The organism is Mycobacterium sp. 1274756.6 (genome assembly GCF_001668625.1).
In the GTDB taxonomy this organism is placed as follows: domain Bacteria; phylum Actinomycetota; class Actinomycetes; order Mycobacteriales; family Mycobacteriaceae; genus Mycobacterium.
Genome location: NZ_LZLJ01000093.1, coordinates 118,901 through 137,329, shown reverse-complemented (window position 1 = coordinate 137,329; position 18,429 = coordinate 118,901). Strand labels below are relative to the sequence as shown.

General features: G+C 70.0%; 16 protein-coding genes and 1 riboswitch. Of the genes, 10 read left to right on the top strand and 6 right to left on the bottom strand.

What is annotated here, in order from left to right:
- The first annotated feature begins 6 nt into the window (after window positions 1-6).
- The 3 genes from prpD to A5643_RS15300 are packed head-to-tail and all read left to right on the top strand — an operon-like array spanning window position 7 to window position 3,553.
- Entirely contained in the window at window positions 7-1,509 is a 1,503-nt protein-coding gene (gene prpD / locus A5643_RS15310) for a 2-methylcitrate dehydratase PrpD (protein ID WP_066857373.1), read from the top strand.
- A complete protein-coding gene (prpB, locus tag A5643_RS15305; protein ID WP_066857370.1) occupies window positions 1,509-2,426 on the top strand; it encodes a methylisocitrate lyase in 918 nt (305 codons plus the stop codon). The genes prpD and prpB overlap by 1 nt, the downstream gene beginning before the upstream one ends.
- Window positions 2,423-3,553: a bifunctional 2-methylcitrate synthase/citrate synthase gene (locus A5643_RS15300; protein WP_156628838.1), complete on the top strand. Its 1,131-nt coding sequence runs from the start codon at window positions 2,423-2,425 to the stop codon at window positions 3,551-3,553. The genes prpB and A5643_RS15300 overlap by 4 nt, the downstream gene beginning before the upstream one ends.
- Here A5643_RS15300 and A5643_RS15295 read toward each other — a convergent pair.
- On the bottom strand, window positions 3,550-4,518 hold the full coding sequence (locus tag A5643_RS15295; RefSeq protein ID WP_066857364.1) for an acyl-ACP desaturase: 969 nt from the start codon (window positions 4,516-4,518) through the stop codon (window positions 3,550-3,552). The genes A5643_RS15300 and A5643_RS15295 overlap by 4 nt on opposite strands.
- A gap of 164 nt (window positions 4,519-4,682) precedes the next feature.
- Here A5643_RS15295 and A5643_RS15290 point away from each other — a divergent pair, with 164 nt between their 5' ends.
- Window positions 4,683-6,404 (top strand): DUF3556 domain-containing protein, encoded by a 1,722-nt coding sequence (locus tag A5643_RS15290; protein WP_066857362.1) that lies wholly within the window; start codon window positions 4,683-4,685, stop codon window positions 6,402-6,404.
- 287 nt (window positions 6,405-6,691) lie between these two features.
- On the opposite strand, the gene metE is transcribed toward A5643_RS15290, so the two are convergent.
- The 3 genes from metE to A5643_RS15275 form a co-directional block, all read right to left on the bottom strand.
- Entirely contained in the window at window positions 6,692-8,977 is a 2,286-nt protein-coding gene (gene metE, locus A5643_RS15285) for a 5-methyltetrahydropteroyltriglutamate--homocysteine S-methyltransferase (RefSeq protein WP_502686244.1), read from the bottom strand.
- A gap of 122 nt (window positions 8,978-9,099) precedes the next feature.
- Window positions 9,100-9,333: riboswitch (cobalamin riboswitch) on the bottom strand.
- A 32-nt stretch (window positions 9,334-9,365) separates the two neighbouring features.
- A complete protein-coding gene (locus A5643_RS15280; RefSeq protein ID WP_066857359.1) occupies window positions 9,366-10,025 on the bottom strand; it encodes an SDR family oxidoreductase in 660 nt (219 codons plus the stop codon).
- Window positions 10,026-10,059: 34 nt separating this feature from the next.
- Window positions 10,060-10,881 (bottom strand): sensor domain-containing protein, encoded by an 822-nt coding sequence (locus A5643_RS15275; protein WP_197497747.1) that lies wholly within the window; start codon window positions 10,879-10,881, stop codon window positions 10,060-10,062.
- A 372-nt stretch (window positions 10,882-11,253) separates the two neighbouring features.
- On the opposite strand from A5643_RS15275, the gene A5643_RS15270 reads away from it, so the two are divergent.
- The 3 genes from A5643_RS15270 (at window position 11,254) to A5643_RS15260 (ending at window position 13,994) form a co-directional block, all read left to right on the top strand.
- Complete coding sequence (locus tag A5643_RS15270) at window positions 11,254-12,402, top strand: thiolase family protein (RefSeq protein WP_066858017.1); 1,149 nt, start codon at window positions 11,254-11,256, stop codon at window positions 12,400-12,402.
- Window positions 12,399-13,199: a crotonase/enoyl-CoA hydratase family protein gene (locus A5643_RS15265; protein ID WP_066857352.1), complete on the top strand. Its 801-nt coding sequence runs from the start codon at window positions 12,399-12,401 to the stop codon at window positions 13,197-13,199. The genes A5643_RS15270 and A5643_RS15265 overlap by 4 nt, the downstream gene beginning before the upstream one ends.
- Window positions 13,200-13,292: 93 nt before the next feature.
- Complete coding sequence (locus tag A5643_RS15260; RefSeq protein ID WP_066857342.1) at window positions 13,293-13,994, top strand: CPBP family intramembrane glutamic endopeptidase; 702 nt, start codon at window positions 13,293-13,295, stop codon at window positions 13,992-13,994.
- Window positions 13,995-13,998: 4 nt separating this feature from the next.
- Here A5643_RS15260 and A5643_RS15255 read toward each other — a convergent pair whose 3' ends face one another.
- The gene (locus A5643_RS15255; RefSeq protein ID WP_066857340.1) at window positions 13,999-14,796 is read right to left on the bottom strand and encodes an enoyl-CoA hydratase; all 798 of its coding nucleotides are present in this window, start codon (window positions 14,794-14,796) and stop codon (window positions 13,999-14,001) included.
- A gap of 89 nt (window positions 14,797-14,885) precedes the next feature.
- On the opposite strand from A5643_RS15255, the gene A5643_RS15250 reads away from it, so the two are divergent.
- Genes A5643_RS15250 through A5643_RS15240 form a run of 3 tightly spaced genes read left to right on the top strand, consistent with a single transcriptional unit; the run spans window position 14,886 to window position 17,801 of the window.
- On the top strand, window positions 14,886-15,971 hold the full coding sequence (locus A5643_RS15250; RefSeq protein WP_066857338.1) for a CaiB/BaiF CoA transferase family protein: 1,086 nt from the start codon (window positions 14,886-14,888) through the stop codon (window positions 15,969-15,971).
- Between the two features lie 55 nt (window positions 15,972-16,026).
- Entirely contained in the window at window positions 16,027-16,791 is a 765-nt protein-coding gene (locus A5643_RS15245; protein ID WP_066857336.1) for a 3-hydroxyacyl-CoA dehydrogenase, read from the top strand.
- Between the two features lie 11 nt (window positions 16,792-16,802).
- Window positions 16,803-17,801, top strand: a complete 999-nt coding sequence (locus tag A5643_RS15240) for an NAD(P)H-dependent flavin oxidoreductase (RefSeq protein ID WP_066857333.1) — start codon at window positions 16,803-16,805, stop codon at window positions 17,799-17,801.
- 328 nt (window positions 17,802-18,129) lie between these two features.
- Here the strand turns inward: A5643_RS15240 and A5643_RS18885 are convergent, their stop codons facing one another.
- Entirely contained in the window at window positions 18,130-18,258 is a 129-nt protein-coding gene (locus A5643_RS18885) for a hypothetical protein (protein ID WP_109561980.1), read from the bottom strand.
- Between the last annotated feature and the right edge of the window lie 171 nt (window positions 18,259-18,429).

Sequence of the window (18,429 nt, the reverse complement as noted above, 5' to 3'; positions counted from 1 at the left end):
TGAATTATGCAGATTCATTCCGTCCACACCCGCCGCAGCGCCGAGGTGTTCCCCCGTACCGACGAGCTGGCCTGGAAGATCGCCGAAGTGGCCGCCGACCCGGTGGCGGTGGACGCCGACGTCGAGGCGATGGTCGTCAACCGCATCATCGACAACGCCGCGGTGAGCGCCGCGGCGGTGCTGCGCCGCCCGGTGAGCGTCGCCCGCGCGCAGGCCCTGGCCCACCCGGCCAGCCCGGGCGCGGCCGTGTTCGGCGTCGAGGGCGGCTACTCCGCGGAATGGGCGGCGTGGGCCAACGGCGTCGCGGTACGCGAACTGGACTTCCACGACACGTTCCTGGCCGCCGACTACTCCCACCCCGCCGACAACATCCCCGCGCTGGTCGCCGTCGCCCAGCAGTTGGGCTGCTCGGGTGCGGACCTGGTCCGCGGGCTGGCCACCGCGTATGAGATCCAGATCGACCTCACCCGCGGAATCTGCCTGCACCAGCACAAGATCGACCACGTCGCCCACCTCGGGCCGTCGGCCGCCGCCGGCCTGGGCACGATGCTGCGGCTGGACACCGAGACCATCTACCAGGCCATCGGGCAGGCCCTGCACCTGACCACCGCCACCCGCCAGTCCCGCAAGGGTCTGATCTCCAGCTGGAAGGCGTTCGCGCCGGCACACGCCGGCAAGATCGCCATCGAGGCGGTGGACCGGGCGATGCGCGGCGAGGGCTCACCGGCGCCGATCTGGGAGGGCGAGGACGGCGTCATCGCCTGGCTGCTGGCCGGCCCCGAGCACACCTACCAGGTCCCGCTGCCCGGCCCCGACGAACCCAAACGGGCCATCCTCGACAGCTACACCAAGGAACACTCCGCGGAGTACCAGAGCCAGGCGCCCATCGACCTGGCCCGCCGGATGCGCGAGCGCATCGGCGACCTCGACCAGATCGCCGGCATCGTGCTGCACACCAGCCACCACACCCACGTGGTGATCGGCACCGGCTCCAACGACCCGCAGAAGTTCGACCCCGACGCGTCGCGGGAGACCCTCGACCACTCGCTGCCCTACATCTTCGCGGTCGCGCTGCAGGACGGCAGCTGGCACCACCAGCACTCCTACGCCCCGGAGCGGGCCCACCGGCCGGACACCATCGAGCTGTGGCGCAAGATCTCCACCGTCGAAGACCCGGAGTGGACCCGCCGCTACCACTCGGCCGACCCGGCGGAGAAGGCGTTCGGGGCGCGTGCGGAGATCACCCTCAAAAACGGTGACGTGATCAGCGACGAGCTGGCGGTGGCCGACGCCCACCCGCTGGGCGCCCACCCGTTCACCCGCGAGCAGTACATCGCGAAGTTCCACGAGCTGGCCGCCGACGTGGTGGAGCCGTCGGAGCGGGAGCGCTTCGTCGCCGCCGCCGAGCGGGTCTCGGCGCTGGCCGGCGGCGAGCTGGCCGCGCTCAACGTTCACGTCGAACCCCAGGTGCTGGCGACGGCGCCGACCATCCCGGCGGGGATCTTCTGATGGCCGGGCTGCTGGGCGCCGCCGTCGGCCCCGCCGACAAGCGGGCGGCGTTTCGTCGCGCACTCGACTCCGGTCGGCTGCAACGGCTTCCGGGTGCCTTCTCCCCGCTGGTGGCCAAGCTCGTCGCCGAGATCGGCTTCGAGGGCGTCTACGTCTCCGGGGCGGTGCTCTCGGCCGACCTCGGGCTGCCCGACATCGGGTTGACGACGCTCAGCGAGGTCGCCGACCGCGCCGGCCAGATCGCCGCCGCGACCGACCTGCCCACCCTGGTCGACGCGGACACCGGCTTCGGTGAGCCGATGAACGCCGCCCGCACCATCGCGGTGCTCGAGGAGGCCGGCCTGGCCGGCTGCCACCTCGAAGACCAGGTCAACCCGAAGCGGTGCGGCCATCTCGACGGCAAGGCGGTGGTACCGACCGCCGAGATGGTCAAACGGCTGCGTGCCGCGGTCGCCGCGCGCCGCGACCCCGACTTCGTGATCTGTGCGCGCACCGACGCCGCGGGCCTGGAGGGCGTCGACGCCGCGATCGAGCGGGCCCGCGCCTACGCCGACGCCGGCGCCGACATGATCTTCACCGAGGCGCTGGCCGGTCCGTCCGACTTCGAGCGGTTCCGCGCCGCGGTGGATATCCCGTTGCTGGCCAACATGACCGAGTTCGGCAAGTCCGAACTGCTGACCGTCGAGCAGCTGCGCGACCTCGGCTACAACGTGGTCATCTACCCGGTTACCACGTTGCGGCTGGCGATGTTCGCGGTGGAGGAGGGGCTACGCGACATCGACCGGGCCGGCACCCAGGCCGGTCTGCTCGACCGGATGCAGCACCGCAGCAGGCTCTACGAGTTGTTGCGCTACGCCGAATACAACCAGTTCGACGACGAGATCTTCAATTTCACTGTGCGCGAAGGAAACCGATGATCATGACCGCCGATGACGAACCGCAGATCCGCAAGGGCCTGGTCGGGGTCGTGGCCGACACGACCGCGATCTCCAAGGTGGTGGCCGAGACCAACTCGCTGACCTACCGCGGCTACCCGGTGCAGGATCTGGCCGCGCACTGCAGCTTCGAGCAGGTGGCCTACCTGCTGTGGCACGGCGAGCTGCCCACCGACGCCCAGCTGGCCCTGTTCTGTCAGCGGGAACGGGCCAGCCGTCGCGTGGACCGCTCGATGCTGTCGCTGCTGACCAAGCTGCCCGACACCTGCCATCCGATGGACGTGGTGCGCACCGCGATCAGCTACCTGGGCGCCGAAGACCCCGAGGAGGACGACGGCTCGGAGCCGGCCAACTTCGCCAAGGCGCTGCGGATGTTCGCGGTGCTGCCCACCATCGTGGCCATCGACCTGCGCCGCCGGCGCGGACTGGAGCCGATCGCCCCGCACAGCCAGCTCGGGTACGCCGAGAACTTCCTGCACATGTGCTTCGGATCGGTCCCCGACCCGGTGATCGTCGCGGCGTTCGAGCAGTCGATGATCCTCTACGCCGAACACGGCTTCAATGCGTCCACGTTCGCCGCCCGGGTGGTCACCTCCACCCTCTCCGACACCTACAGTGCGGTGACCGCGGCGATCGGAGCGCTCAAGGGATCGCTGCACGGCGGCGCCAACGAGGCCGTCATGCACGACATGCTCGAGATCGGGGAGCCCGCCCGGGCCGCGGCCTGGCTGCGCGGCAAGCTGGACCGCAACGAGAAGGTGATGGGGTTCGGCCACCGGGTCTACAAGCGGGGCGACTCGCGGGTGCCGACGATGAAGCAGGCGCTGACCCGGGTCGCGGCCGCCCGAGACGGCCAGCGCTGGCTGGAGATCTACACCGTCCTGGAGACCGCCATGGCCGAGGCGACCGGGATCAAGCCGAACCTGGACTTCCCGACCGGGCCGGCCTATTACCTGATGGGCTTCGACATCCCGATGTTCACCCCGCTGTTCGTGATGAGCCGGGTGACCGGCTGGACGGCGCACATCATGGAGCAGGCCAGGTCCAACGCCTTGATCCGCCCGCTGAGCGCCTACTCGGGACGCCCGCAGCGCGCCGTCGCGGGTTAGCCCGCGGCGGCCGTCGAGTCGGCCCGCTCGGCCTTGGCGGCCTGGCGGGCCAGCAGGTGCGCGCGCCGCTCCTCGAAGCGCAGCACGTCGCGCTCCAACTGCTCCACGTACTCACCGAGCTCGTTGCGGATCTGGTCCCCGCGCGGCGAGAGGTCGGTGCGCTCGAAGACCTTCCAGGTCCGCAGCACCGGCAGAACCACCTCGTCGAGGTGCTGGCGCAGATCGTAGATGCCGTGCTTGACCATGAGCACACCGTTGCGTCGCCAGTTGGGCATCCCCCGCCCGGGCATGTCGAAGCGCTGCACCACCCGGTTCACCGCGTCGATCGTCTGGTCGGGGGCCAGGTCGAACGCGGAACCGGTCAGGTCGCGGTAGAACACCGCGTGCAGGTTCTCATCCTGGGCGATCCGCCGCAGCATGCGGTCGGCGATCGGGTCGTTGCACACCCGCCCGGTCTGCCGGTGGCTGACCCGGGTGGCCACCTCCTGCAGGGTGACGTAGGCGGACTGGATCAGCACCCCGCCGAAGTCCTCGGGCGCGTGGACCCCGCGGGCCACGTGCGCCATCCGGGTCTTCTCCAGCTCCACCGGGTCGACCCCGCGGGTGACCACCAGGTAGTCGCGCATGGCGATGCTGTGCCGGTTCTCCTCGGCCGTCCAGCGGCCGATCCAGGTGGCCCAGGCGCCGTCGTGGGAGAAGTTCTCCGAGATGTAGCGGTGATAGGAGGGCAGGTTGTCCTCGGTGAGGAGGTTGACCACCATCGCGACCTTGGCGACCTCGGAGAGCTCCGACTGCTCCTCGGACCAGTCGGTGCCGCCGAGCGCGGCGTAGTTGCGTCCCTCGTCCCACGGCACGTAGTCGTGCGGGTTCCATGTCTTGGCGATTGCGAGGTGGCGGTTGACGTATTCGCCGACCACCGGTTCAAGTTCTGTTAGCAGCTCGACTTCGGAGAGTTCCTTGGTCATCGTGCCCCTGCCTGTCAAGTGGGACCCCCATCCCACGATGTGTTTAGGGCCGGGGTCAACGCTACACGGCAGCCCCGTCGGGGTCCCAATCGTCGAAGCGCGGCGGCGTGTTGCCGACGGCCCAATCCGCCCCCAATTTCTAGAACACGTTCTAGTGTAAGGGCATGGGATTTCTCAAGCCAGAGTTGCCGGTGGTCGACTTCCCGACCTGGAGCAAAGGCACCCGCAGCGAGAAGATCCGTCCCATGGCCCGGCACTGGGCGGAAGTCGGTTTCGGCACGCCGCTCGTGCTGCACCTGTTCTACCTGGTCAAGATCGGTCTCTACATCCTGGGTGGCTGGCTCGTCGTCCTGAGCACCGCGGGGATCGACGGCTTCACCGACGTCGGCACCTGGTGGAACGAACCCATCGTGTTCGAAAAGGTCGTGCTCTACACGATGCTGTTCGAGGTGATCGGGCTGGGCTGCGGGTTCGGGCCGCTGAACAACCGGTTCTTCCCGCCGATGGGCTCGATCCTGTACTGGCTGCGCACCGGCACCATCCGGTTGCCGCCGTGGCCCGGGCGCGTCCCGCTGACCCGCGGCACCGCGCGCACCCCCGTCGACGCCGCCGTCTACGGGGCGTTGCTGGTGATGATCGTCTGGGCGCTGTTCTCCGACGGCACCGGACCGATCCCGCAGCTGGGCACGGAGATCGGGGTGCTGCCGGCTTGGCAGATCGTCGCTGTACTTGCGTTGCTGGCGGTGATCGGGCTGCGCGACAAGGTGATCTTCCTGGCCGCTCGCGGTGAGGTCTACGGTCCGCTGGCGCTGGTGTTCCTGTTCGACGGGGCGGACATCATCATCGGCGCGAAGCTGATCTTCCTGGTGATCTGGGTGGGTGCGGCCACCTCGAAGCTGAACCGGCACTTCCCGTTCGTGATCTCGACGATGATGAGCAACAACCCGCTGGTGCGGCCCCGCGCGCTTAAACGGCGCTTCTTCAAGAACTTCCCCGACGATCTGCGCCCGGGCTGGCCGTCGAAGCTGCTGGCCCACATCAGCACCGCCATCGAGATGGCCGTGCCGCTGGTGCTGTTCTTCTCCCACGGCGGCTGGCCGACCGCGATCGCCGCGTTCGTCATGGTCTGCTTCCACCTGGGCATCCTGGCGGCCATCCCGATGGGGGTGCCGCTGGAGTGGAACGTCTTCATGATCTTCGGGGTGCTGGCGATCTTCGTCGCGCACCCCGAGCTCGGGCTCGGTGACCTCAATCACCCGGTGCCGGTGTTGGCGCTGTTCGCGGCGAGCGCGGGCACCGTCGTGCTGGGCAACCTGTTGCCGCGCAAGGTCTCGTTCCTGCCCGGGATGCGCTACTACGCCGGGAACTGGGACACCAGCCTGTGGTGTCTGACCGCCTCCGCCGAGGAGAAGTTGAGCCGCGGCATCGTCGCGATCGCCAGCATGCCCGCCGCACAGCTGGAGCGGTTCTACGGCAGCAAGGAGGCCGCCCAGATCCCGATCTTCATGGGGTATGCGTTCCGCGGCTTCAACACCCACGGCCGCGCGCTGTTCACCCTGGCCCACCGGGCGCTGGCCGATGTCGACGAGGACGACTACACCCTCACCGACGGGGAACGGATCTGCTCGACGGCGGTGGGCTGGAATTTCGGTGACGGCCACATGACCAACGAGCAGCTGATCGCCGCGCTGCAGCAGCGGTGCGGATTCGAACCCGGCGAGGTGCGGGTGGTCATCCTCGACGCCCAGCCCATCCACCGCCAGACCCAGCAGTACCGCCTGGTCGACGCCGCGACCGGCGAGTTCGAGCGTGGCCAGGTGCGGGTGGCCGACATGGTCGACCGTCAGCCCTGGGACGACGATCTGCCGGTGCAGGTGACGGGCTAGCGTTTCGCTCGCCCGCGCGTGCGTCGCCGCGGCCCTCGTCTGGCAACTCGGGGCGCGCCCGCGCCGCGAGACAGAAGATATGCAGGGAAATGTCGAGAAGAGGCCTGCACCATTTCTGTTTCGCGGGTTTCGCGGGCCGACGAGCGGGCCAACGCGGGTGACGACGGGGGTTCGTGGGCCGACGAGCGGGCCAACGCGGGCGACGACGCAGACCCGAAGCCCAGGACCAGCCAGCCCGGGAACCGAGGGTCGACGGGCAAGCCCGCCGACCCTCGATCCGGGACTGCTTACGCGTCCGGGCGGACCTGCTGGGCCGCGGCCACCAGGTTGGTCAGCGACGCGGTGACCTCCTCGGTGCTGCGGGTCTTCAGCCCGCAGTCCGGGTTCACCCACAGCCGCTTGGCGGGCACGGCCGCCAACGCCTCGCGCAGCGAGGTCACCATCTCCTCGGTGCTGGGCACGCGCGGGGAGTGGATGTCGTAGACACCGGGGCCGACACTGTTGGAGAACCCGATCTCGTTGAGGTCTTCGAGCACCTCCATGTGCGAGCGGGCCGCCTCGATCGAGGTGACGTCGGCGTCGAGGTCGGCGATCGCCCCGATCACCTCACCGAACTCCGAGTAGCACAGGTGGGTGTGGATCTGCGTGGAGTCGGCCACCCCGGAGGTGGCCAGCCGGAACGCGCCCACCGCCCACTTGAGGTAGTCCTCCTTCTCCGCGTCGCGCAGCGGCAGCAGCTCCCGCAGCGCCGGCTCGTCGACCTGGATCACCGCGATGCCGGCGTCCTGCAGGTCCACCGTCTCGTCGCGGATCGCCAGCGCCACCTGGTTGGCGGTGTCGGCCAGCGGCTGGTCGTCACGCACGAACGACCAGGCCAGGATGGTCACCGGTCCGGTCAGCATGCCCTTGACCGGCTTGTCGGTCAGCGACTGCGCGTAGCTGATCCACTCCACGGTCATCGGGTTGGGCCGGGCGACGTCGCCGAAGAGGATCGGCGGACGCACACACCGGCTGCCGTAGGACTGCACCCAGCCGTTCTGCGGGGCGAAGAAGCCGTCCAGCTGCTCGGCGAAGTACTGCACCATGTCGTTGCGCTCCGGCTCGCCGTGCACCAGCACGTCCAGCCCGAGCTGCTCCTGCAGCTTGATCACATCGGCGATCTCGGCCTTCATCCGCCGGACGTACTCTTCCTTGTCGATCTTCCCGGAACGCAGCTCGGCGCGGGCGATGCGGATCGCCGAGGTCTGCGGGTAGGAGCCGATCGTCGTGGTCGGCAGCGGCGGCAGGTGCAACCGGGCGTCCTGAGCCTCCCGGCGGGCGGTCGCGTCGCCGCGCTGGTCGCCGTTCGAGGTGATCGAGGCGATGCGGCTGCGGACCTGCTCGTTGCGCAGCCGCGGGTCGGCCGTGCGGGACTTGACCGCCGCGTTGGACGCGGCGATCTGCTCGGCGACCGCCTCCCGGCCGTCGCGCAGCGCCCGCGCCAGCGTCACCACCTCGGTGACCTTCTCCGCGCCGAAGGCCAGCCAGCTGCGCAGGTTGTCGTCGAGGTCGGTCTCCGCCTCCAGCGAGTAGGGCACGTGCAGCGTCGAGCACGACGTGGACACCGCCACCGAGGCGGCCGACCCGCGCAGGGGGTCCAGCCGGCCGAGCGCGGCCTCCAGGTCGGTGCGCCAAATGTTGCGTCCGTCGACCACCCCGGCCACCAGGGTCTTGCCGGCCAGCTCGGAGACGGCGGCGATATCGGCGTTCGCCCCGGCCACCAGGTCGACGCCGATGGCCTCGACCGGGGTGCGGGCCAGAGCGCCCAGCGCGGCGCCGGGGTCGCCGAAGTAGGTGGCGACGAACAGGGCGGGCCGCTTGGTGTCCGCGCCGAGTGCGGTGTAGACCCGCTCGGCCAGGGCCGGCGCGTCGGCGCTGATGTCGGTGACCAGCACCGGCTCGTCGAACTGCACCCACTGGGCGCCGGCCTCGGCGAGCCGGCCGAGCAGGTCGGTGTAAAGCGGGATCAGCTCGTCGATGCGCTCGATCGGGGCGGCGGCGCCCTCGACGGCCTTGCTCAGCAGCAGGAAGGTGATCGGGCCGATGACCACCGGCCGGGCCGGGATGCCCTGCGCCAACGCTTCGTTCAGCTCATCGAGCACCTTGGTGGCGTCCAGGCTGAAGCGGGTGTCCGGGCCGATCTCGGGAACGATGTAGTGGTAGTTGGTGTCGAACCACTTGGTCATCTCCAGCGGCTGGATCGTGTCGGTGCCACGGGCGGCGGCGAAGTACCGGTCCAGGGCGTCGGGGACCTCGGCGACCCGCGGCGGCAGCGCGCCGAGCATCACCGCGGTGTCGAGGACCTGGTCGTAGTAGGAGAACGTGTTGACCGGCACCGAATCCAGCCCGGCCTCGGCGAGCGCAGCCCAGGTGTCGCGGCGCAGGGTGGCGGCGACGGACTCCAGCTCGTCGCGGCTGGTGCGGCCGGCCCAGTAGCCCTCGGTGGCGCGTTTGAGTTCGCGGCGCGGCCCGATTCGGGGCGATCCGGTGATGGTGGCGGTAAACGGTTGAGCGGTCACAGATTCGTCCTTCACTAGCGGGTTTGGTTATCGCCGACGGACGCGCAGCCGACCCGGTGGGGTGCGCACTGCCGGTAAAGCAGTGCAACCGGGACCGCCGGACGCCCATTCCTCGAGGCGACAAGCCCCCGGGCGCGGCGCGCCCGGCACAGCAGGCAGGTCTTCGGACTCGCAGGCGCGCACCCCTCGGTGCACCTACTGGCCGTCGCTTCCCAGTCGCATCGCTGCGACCAGTGCCGATGACGGCGGTCGTTCCTGCATACCGCTGCGGGACAGTCCCGGATTCCCACCGGGTTCCCTCTCGCGAGGCATGCGCTTCGCTCGATGTCGATGCCTGGCGGCGCCGACAAACCGGCTGCGCAACCGAGGTTACCGCCTGGCGCGACGGCGCCGGCCCGGTGGGTTAGCGCCCGGCGATGGCTTCGGCGATGGGCGTGTCGCCGTCGTTGAACTCGATGGTGCGCCGGATCGTGGCCGCCCCGGTGTCGGGGGCCAGCACGGCGGCGATCACCAGTGCCACGTTCTCCCGCGACACCTCACCCTTGCCGTGCTCGGGACCGAGCGCGATCCGCCCGGTCGCCGGTTCCAGCGTCAGCCGGCTCGGCCCCAGCACCGTCCAGTCCAGGCCGCTGGCCCGCAGGTGCGCGTCGGCGGCGGCCTTGGCCTCCGCGTAATGGAAGAACGGTTCCTCCGCCGGCACACCGTGCTCGGGTCCGGCGCCGAAATAGGAGACCATCACGAACCGCTGCACCCCGGCCTGGCCGGCGGCGCCGACGACCCGGATCGCCGCGTCGCGGTCCACCGCGTAGGTGCGCTGGGGGTTGCCGCCGCCGGCGCCGGCGGAGAACACCACCGCGTCGTGCCCGGCGACGAGCTCCGCGAGCGCCTCGGTGTCGAGCTGTTCGATGTCACCGACGACCGGGGCGGCGCCGGTGACCGCCACCTCTTCGGAGTGGTCGGGGTTGCGGAACACCGCGGTCACCTCGTCGCCGCGCTCGACCAGGAGCGGGTGCAGGTGCATGGCCACCTTGCCGTGGCCGCCGAAGACGATGATGCGTGCCATGACCCAACGCTACCGGTGCCCGGCCGGCCGGGGGTCAGTTGAGCTTGCGCATGATGGACCGGGCCAACCCGGTTCCGTAGCCACCGGAGTTGCCGTCGCTGCAGACCAACACGTCGACGATCACCTCGCCGTTGACCCCCAACGCCCGATCGCAGCCGATGGTGCCCTCCATCGGGTTGCGGAACACGATGGTGTTGATCAGGTCGCCTTCGCTGCCCGACGACTTGCCGACTGCGGTGGTCTTCCCGTCGTAACTGGCCCCGTTGGCGTAGCGCGCGGTCACCGGTTTGTAGGTGCAGTTAGACATGTCGCTGTATTGGTCGTTGAAGAACCTTTTCGCCGCGGCGGCATCGGGGAACTTCACCGCGACCTCGATGACACTGGTGGACATGCTGTTGCCGCTCCCGCGGAAGCCCTGCACCGCCATGGCGGTGAAATCGGTGCCGGCGTAGGTCGCGGCGGTCGCGGGGATGAAATTACCGGTGCACTCGGTGGGCGTGACGACGACCTTCGTCAGCGGTTCGGTGCCCGATTCGCCCGGCGCGGGGCTCATCGTCGTCTTCATGCGCTCGTTGATCTGCGTCGGCGACTCCAGGAGTCCGGCCAGATCGCCGCCCGGGGCGGTGGCCGACGGGGTCGACGGGCCGGTCGAGGCCGCCACCGAACTGCTGGGGGCGGCGGCATCGGTGCTCGTCGAGGGGGCGGCGGCGACGCTCGACGGGCTGTCGTCGGCGGCATCGGAACCGGAACCGCGGGTCGCCAGCGCCGCCGCCAAGGCCACCACCAGCACCGCGATCACCACACCGCCGCCGATGAGCAGGCCGGAGCGGTTACCCGACGGCGGAGGTGGCGGCACCGGCGGAGGGCCGCCGGGATAACCGGGCGCCGGCCCGTAGGGGCCGGCCGGCGGGGGCTGCTGGGGTTGCCAGCCGGGGTTGCCGTAGGGCCCGGACGGCGGCCCGTATGGACCCGGTGGGCGGCCGGCGCCGCGGGGGTCGCCCGGGTTCGGCCCGCGAGGAAAACCGGGCGGCGGTCGGTGTGGCGGCACACTCATGTCAGGCAGGCCCCTTTGCAGGCATGGGTCGTGCACCGGTGTTCGGCGCAGCGTGAGCATAACGGTGGTCTCCGGCGGCGGCCGCGCGGCGGATTCGTGGGTCCGGCTGTCGGCGGTGCGGGCGATCCTGAGATGCTGGTCACGATCGTCCCGAAAAGTTCAAAGGAGAACGACATGGCCGAAGCCGTCATCGTCGAGGCGGTGCGCTCACCGATCGGTAAACGCAACGGCGGGCTGTCCGGGGTGCACCCGGCTGACCTGTCCGCGCAGGTGCTCAACGGACTGGTGAACCGCACCGGGATCGACCCGGAGATCGTCGACGACGTCATCTGGGGCTGTGTGATGCAGGCCGGCGAGCAGGCCCTGGACATCGGCCGCACCGCGCTGATCACCGCCGGCTGGCCGGAGAGCGTGCCCGGCGTGACCGTCGACCGGCAGTGCGGCTCCAGCCAGCAGTCGGTGCACTTCGCCGCCGCCGGGGTGGTCGCGGGCCACTACGACGTGGCCGTCGCCGGCGGGGTGGAGTCGATGTCGCGGACCCCGATGGGCTCCTCGCTGGCCAACGGCGGCCGGCCGTACTCGAAGATCTACCTGGACCGCTACGACGGCGTGGTGCCCAACCAGGGCATCGGCGCGGAGATGGTCGCCGAGCAGTGGGGCTTCTCCCGCACCCAGCTCGACGAATTCTCGCTGGCCTCCCACGAGAAGGCCGCCGCGGCACAGGATTCCGGCGCCTTCGACGACGAGATCGTCGCCATCGAGGACGCCGACGGCAACCCGGTCCTCAAAGACGAGGGCATCCGGCGCGGCACCACCATCGAGAAGATGGGGCAACTCAAACCGGCCTTCAAGGAAGACGGCGTCATCCACGCCGGTAACTCCAGCCAGATCTCCGACGGTGCGGCGGCGCTGCTGTTCATGTCGGCGGAGAAGGCCAAGGCGCTCGGCCTCAAACCGCTGGCGCGGGTGCACACCGCGACGCTGGCCGGCTCCAACCCGGTCATCATGCTCACCGGCCCGATCCCGGCCACCCAGAAGGCGCTGAAGCGCTCCGGGCTGTCGGTCGACGACATCGGCGTGTTCGAGGTCAACGAGGCCTTCGCGCCGGTGCCGATGGCCTGGCTGGCCGACATCGGCGCCGACGAGAAGAAGCTCAACCCCAAGGGTGGGGCGATCGCGCTCGGCCACCCGCTCGGCGGGTCCGGTGCCCGGTTGATGACCACGATGCTCTACCACATGCGCGACAACGGAATTCAGTACGGCCTGCAGACCATGTGCGAAGGTGGCGGGCAAGCCAACGCAACGATTTTGGAGCTCCTGTGACCGAAACCTCTGACCAGCCGGCGGCTCTCACCGAGCGGCGCGACAACGTTCTGGTCATCACGATCAACCGGCCGGACGCGCGCAACGCGGTCAACGGTGCGGTCAGCACCGCGGTCGGCGACGCGTTGCAGGCGGCGCAGGACGACCCGGAGGTTCGCGCGGTCGTCCTCACCGGCGCCGGTGACAAGTCGTTCTGCGCCGGAGCGGACCTCAAGGCGATTTCCCGCGGAGAGAACCTGTTCCACGCCGAGCACCCCGAATGGGGTTTCGCCGGCTACGTGCACCACTTCATCGACAAGCCGACCATCGCCGCGGTCAACGGCACCGCCCTGGGCGGCGGGACCGAACTGGCGCTGGCCAGCGACCTGGTGGTCGCCGAGGAGCGCGCCAAGTTCGGGCTGCCGGAGGTCAAGCGCGGCCTGATCGCCGGTGCCGGCGGGGTGTTCCGGATCGTCGACCAGTTGCCGCGCAAGATCGCGCTGGAGCTGCTGTTCACCGGTGAGCCGATCAGCGCCGAGGAGGCGCTGAAGTGGGGGCTGATCAACGACGTCGTCGCCGACGGCACCGTGCTCGACGCGGCGCTGGCGCTGGCCGAGCGGATCACCGTCAACGCCCCGCTGTCGGTGCAGGCCAGCAAGCGGATCGCCTACGGCGCCGACGACGGTGTCATCACCGCCGAGGAGCCGGGCTGGACCCGCACCACCCGCGAGTTCGGCTCACTGCTCAAAACCGAGGACGCCAGGGAGGGCCCGCTGGCGTTCGCGCAGAAGCGCGAACCGGTGTGGAAGGCGCGCTGAGCGGCGCACTTCACCGTCGCGCCGTTTCGCCCCCGGACGCCGTTGCCGTCACTTAAGTTGAGGTGATCGGCGACGGTAAGGGAGGCGCGCGGCATGAGCCAGCCCGGTCTGATCCGCGAGTTCGGTGCGATCATCACCACCAAGGCCGTGCCGCACAACGAGCCACCCGCGTGGCGGCTGCGTCGCCGGATCGTCGTCGCCGTCGTCCTCGTCGGCGGGACGGTGCTGCTGCGCTGCGCGCTGGGCCGCGACCCGGGTGAGCCGGCCTTCTTCTGGATGATGCTCGGGCTGGCCGCGCTGTGGGCCGCCGGGGCGCTGGTCTCCGGGCCACTGCACCTCGGTGTGGTGCGGTTCCGCGGCCGCTACGAGCGGCCGGTGTTCACCGGGACCGGGATCGGGCTGGTGCTGGGCGGCCTGTTCGTGCTCGCGGCCTGGGTCGCGCGTCAACTGCCGGCGCTCGCCGAGCCGACCGCCCGGCTGATGGAGTACGTCAACCACGGCAACCCGCGGTTGATGCTGGCCCTGGTGGTGCTCTCCGCGATCGCCGAGGAGATGTTCTTCCGCGGCGCGGTCTACACCGCACTCGGGCGCTATGCCCCGGTTCTGGTGTCGACGCTGCTGTTCGCCGCGGTGAGCCTGGTGGCGGGCAGCTGGCTGCTGGCCCTGGTCGCGGTGGTCCTCGGGCTGGTGTGCGGGGTGGAGCGGCGCGCCACCAACGGGGTGCTCGCTCCGGTGCTCACCCACCTGGTGTGGGGGTTCATCGTGGCGCTGGCGATCCCGCCGCTGTTCGCCTGAGCGGTCAGGAGTCGCTGAAGCGGGCGGCCCGCTGCTCCTGAAACGCCCGCACGCCCTCGCGGAAGTCGTGGGCGGCCAGCAGCTGCGACTGGCCCACGTACTCGCGGTCGAGCGTGCCGTCCAGCTCGGTGAGGGTGGCTGCGTTGATCGCATGCTTGGTGCGGGCCAGGGCCACCGCCGGACCGGCCATCAGCGCACCGATCACCTTGTCCACCTCGGCGTCGAACTCGTCGGCCGGGTACACCGCGCTCACCAGGCCCTCGGCCAGGGCGTCGGCGGCGGGCAGCCGCTCGGCCAGCAGCGCCATCCGCATCGCCCGGATCCGCCCGATCGCGGCGGCGACCAGTGCGGAGGCGCCGCCGTCGGGCATCAGGCCGATCTTGGTGAACGCCAGCAGGAAGAACGCCTTCTCCGAGGCGAGCACCAGATCACAGGCCAGCGCCAGCGACACCCCGACCCCGGCGGCCGGGCCCTGCACCACCGCGACCACCGGGCGCGGCAGCGCGGTGATCGCGCGCACCGCGCGGTTGGCGGCGACGATGATCTCGGTGGGGACCCCGTCGACGGCGTCCTCGGCGCCGATCCCGGCGCCGGAGCTGAACCCGCGCCCGGTGCCGCCGAGCCGCACCACCTTGACCCGCGGGTCGCTTGCGGCCGACTCCATCGCCGCGGCGATCCCGTCGAGCACCGGCAGGGTCACCGAGTTGAGGCTGTCCGGGCGGTCGATGGTCACCGACAGCACCCCGTCGGCGAGGGCGACGGCGAGTCCGTCGACAGGTGTCAAGTCGTCCACTGGAGTCATGGGCCACACCTTAAGCGGACGGGTTGTCGGGGTCTCAACCGCGGCTGCGATGATGCACAGCACACACCGGATGACGAGGAGGTCGGGGTATGGCGGGTCCACTGGCAGGGTTGCGCGTGATCGAGTTGGCGGGGATCGGGCCGGGCCCGCACGCCGCGATGATCCTCGGTGATCTGGGCGCGGAGGTGGTGCGCGTCGAACGTCCGCCGCGCGGCCCGGCCGGCCCGGCCAAGGACGCCATGCTGCGCAACCGCCGCTCGGTGACCGCCGACCTCAAATCCGCGGAGGGCCGCGATCTGGTGCTGCGGCTGGTCGCCAAGGCCGACGTCCTCATCGAAGGCTTTAGGCCCGGGGTCACCGAGCGGTTGGGGCTGGGCCCGGAGGACTGCGCGAAAGTCAACGAGAAGCTGATCTACGGGCGGATGACCGGCTGGGGGCAGGACGGGCCGCGCGCGCTGCAGGCCGGCCACGACATCAACTACATCTCGCTCAACGGCGTGCTGCACGCGATCGGCCGCAAGGGGGAGCGGCCGGTGCCGCCGCTGAACCTCGCCGGGGACTTCGGCGGCGGGTCGCTGTTCTTGCTGGTGGGGATCCTCGCCGCGCTGTGGGAGCGTCAGCAGTCCGGCAAGGGCCAGGTGATCGACGCCGCGATGGTCGACGGCGCGGCGATGCTCTCGACGATGATGTGGAGCTTCCGCGCCCAGGGCATGTGGACCGACGAGCGCGGCACCAACATGCTCGACACCGGCGCGCCCTACTACGACACCTACACCTGCGCCGACGGGCGCCACGTCGCGGTCGGGGCGATCGAGCCGCAGTTCTACGCCGAGATGCTGGCCAAGCTCGGTCTCAACCCCGACGACCTGCCCGCCCAGAACGACTTCAGCCGCTGGCCGGAGCTGCGGGAGCGGCTCACCGCGGCGTTCGCCGAACACGACCGGGACCACTGGGCGGGCGTCTTCGCCGGCTCCGACGCCTGCGTCACCCCGGTGCTGGCGTTCGGGGAAGTCGAAAGCGACGACCACATCAGCGAGCGGTCGACCTTCTACGACGTCGACGGGCACTTGCAGCCGCGTCCGGCGCCGCGGTTCTCCCGCAGCCAGCCGGACCTGCCGACCGCGCCGCCGGCGCCGGGAGCCGACAACGAGACCGTCCTCGACGATTGGGTATAGTCCAACCAACCAGTAGGTCGGGCCGCGGGGCGGCCGGCAGGAAGGAAGCGCATCAGTGGAGATCAAGGACGCGGTAGCCGTCGTCACCGGCGGTGCGTCAGGCCTGGGCCTGGCGACCACCAAACGCCTGCTCGACGCCGGTGCGCAGGTCGTGGTGATCGACCTGCGCGGCGAAGACACCGTCAAGGAACTCGGTGACCGGGCCCGATTCGTCGAGGCCGACGTCACCGACGCCGAGGCGGTCACCGCGGCCCTCGACACGGCCGAGTCGCTCGGCCCGCTGCGCATCAACGTCAACTGCGCCGGGATCGGCAACGCCATCAAGACCGTCAGCAAGAACGGCGCCTTCCCGCTGGAGGAGTTCACCAAGGTTCTGCAGGTCAACCTGGTCGGGACCTTCAACGTGCTGCGGCTGGCCGCCGAGCGGATCGCCAAGACCGACCCGATCGGCCCGGCCGACAGCCAGGAGCGCGGCGTCATCATCAACACCGCCTCGGTGGCGGCGTTCGACGGCCAGATCGGTCAGGCCGCCTACTCCGCGTCCAAGGGCGGGGTGGTCGGCATGACCCTGCCGATCGCGCGGGATCTGGCCCGCGAGCTGATCCGGGTGTGCACGATCGCGCCGGGGCTGTTCAAGACCCCGCTGCTGGGCTCGCTGCCCGAAGAGGCCCAGAAATCGCTGGGCGCCCAGGTGCCGCACCCGGCCCGCCTCGGCGACCCCGACGAGTACGGCGCGCTCGCCGAGCACATCGTGGTCAACCCGATGCTCAACGGCGAGGTGATCCGCCTGGACGGCGCGATCCGGATGGCCCCCCGGTAGGAAGGACAACAATGAGCCTGACCACGAAGTTCACCGAGACGTTCGGCATCGAACACCCGGTCGTGCAGGGCGGCATGCAGTGGGTCGGCCGCGCCGATCTGGTGGCCGCGGTCGCCAACGCGGGCGGACTGGGCTTCCTGACCGCGCTGACCCAGCCCACCCCGGCGGAGCTGGCCAAGGAGATCGAGCGGACCCGGCAGCTCACCGACAAGCCGTTCGGGGTCAACCTGACCATCCTGCCGACGATCAACCCGCCGCCGTACGACGAGTACCGGCAGGTCATCGTCGACTCCGGCATCAAGATCGTGGAAACCGCCGGCTCCAACCCGGCGCCGCACCTGCCGATGTTCCACGAGCACGGGATCAAGGTGCTGCACAAGTGCACCTCGGTGCGGCACGCGGTCAAGGCGCAGAGCCTGGGCGTGGACGGCATCAGCATCGACGGGTTCGAGTGCGCCGGTCACCCCGGCGAGGACGACATCCCCGGCCTGGTGCTCATCCCGGCGGCCGCCGCCAAGATCGACATCCCGATGATCGCCTCCGGTGGGTTCGCCGACGCCCGCGGCCTGGTGGCCGCACTCGCGCTGGGCGCCGACGGGATCAACATGGGCTCGCGGTTCATGTGCACGGTGGAGTCCTGCATCCACCAGAACGTCAAGGAAGCCATTGTGGCCGGCACCGAGCTGGACACCGAGTTGATCTTCCGGCCGCTGCGCAACACCGCGCGGGTCGCCTCCAACGCGGTGTCGCGGGAGGTCGTCGACATCCTCAACAAGGGTGGCCAGTTCCCCGACGTGCAGGACCTGGTCTCCGGGGTGCGCGGCAAGAAGGTCTTCGACGACGGCGACCTGGACGCGGGCATCTGGTCGGTGGGCACCGCGATGGGCCTGATCAACGACATCCCGACCGTCGAGGAACTGATCTCGCGGATCGTGGCCGAAGCCGAGGACCTCATCACCGGCCGGCTCGGGGACATGGTGGTGGACGACGCCGAGGAGAACGTCGCCTGACGGCGTGATCGGAGGGGCCTGAGGCGTGATCGAGGCGCCTGAGGCATCCGATCTTGGGCGATATCCCTGAAATCGACGCGTCAGCGGGCACAGAGGGCCAAAAATCGGCCTTTTTCGCCGCTGGCGTGTCGATTTCAGGGATGACCAGCCGGGTGCGGGCGGCATGGTCCGGGGCACGGACCCGGACAAACGAAAAACGCCCCGGCGGACCGGGGCGCAGAAAGCAGGCCGAGACGAACCGTGACACACGGCGGGGAGAAGACGGGCGTGACCGCGCTTGCGCGCGGTCACCGGCGTCGCGGGCCAGGTGCGCCCGCGAGCGGGTCGGCTACGCGGCGGGCTGGGTCAGCTCGTCACCAAACTGCTCCGAGGTGTCACCCTCCACGAGCACGTCGCCGTGGTAGAGCGCGTCGAAGTCGACCTTGATGACGTCTGAGCTTGAGTCGTCGATCCACATGCCTTGAACTGTATGGGTCACTATTAAGGAATCATTGAGTCACGATTCGGAAAACCGTGGCAATTCCTACCCTTGAGTAGGGTTCGCCGGTTTCCGCCGGTGAGGCCCCGATCCGGGCCGCCGGGCGGGTGATGCGGCGAACGGCCCGGGCACGGTGCCGGAGGGGAGAAA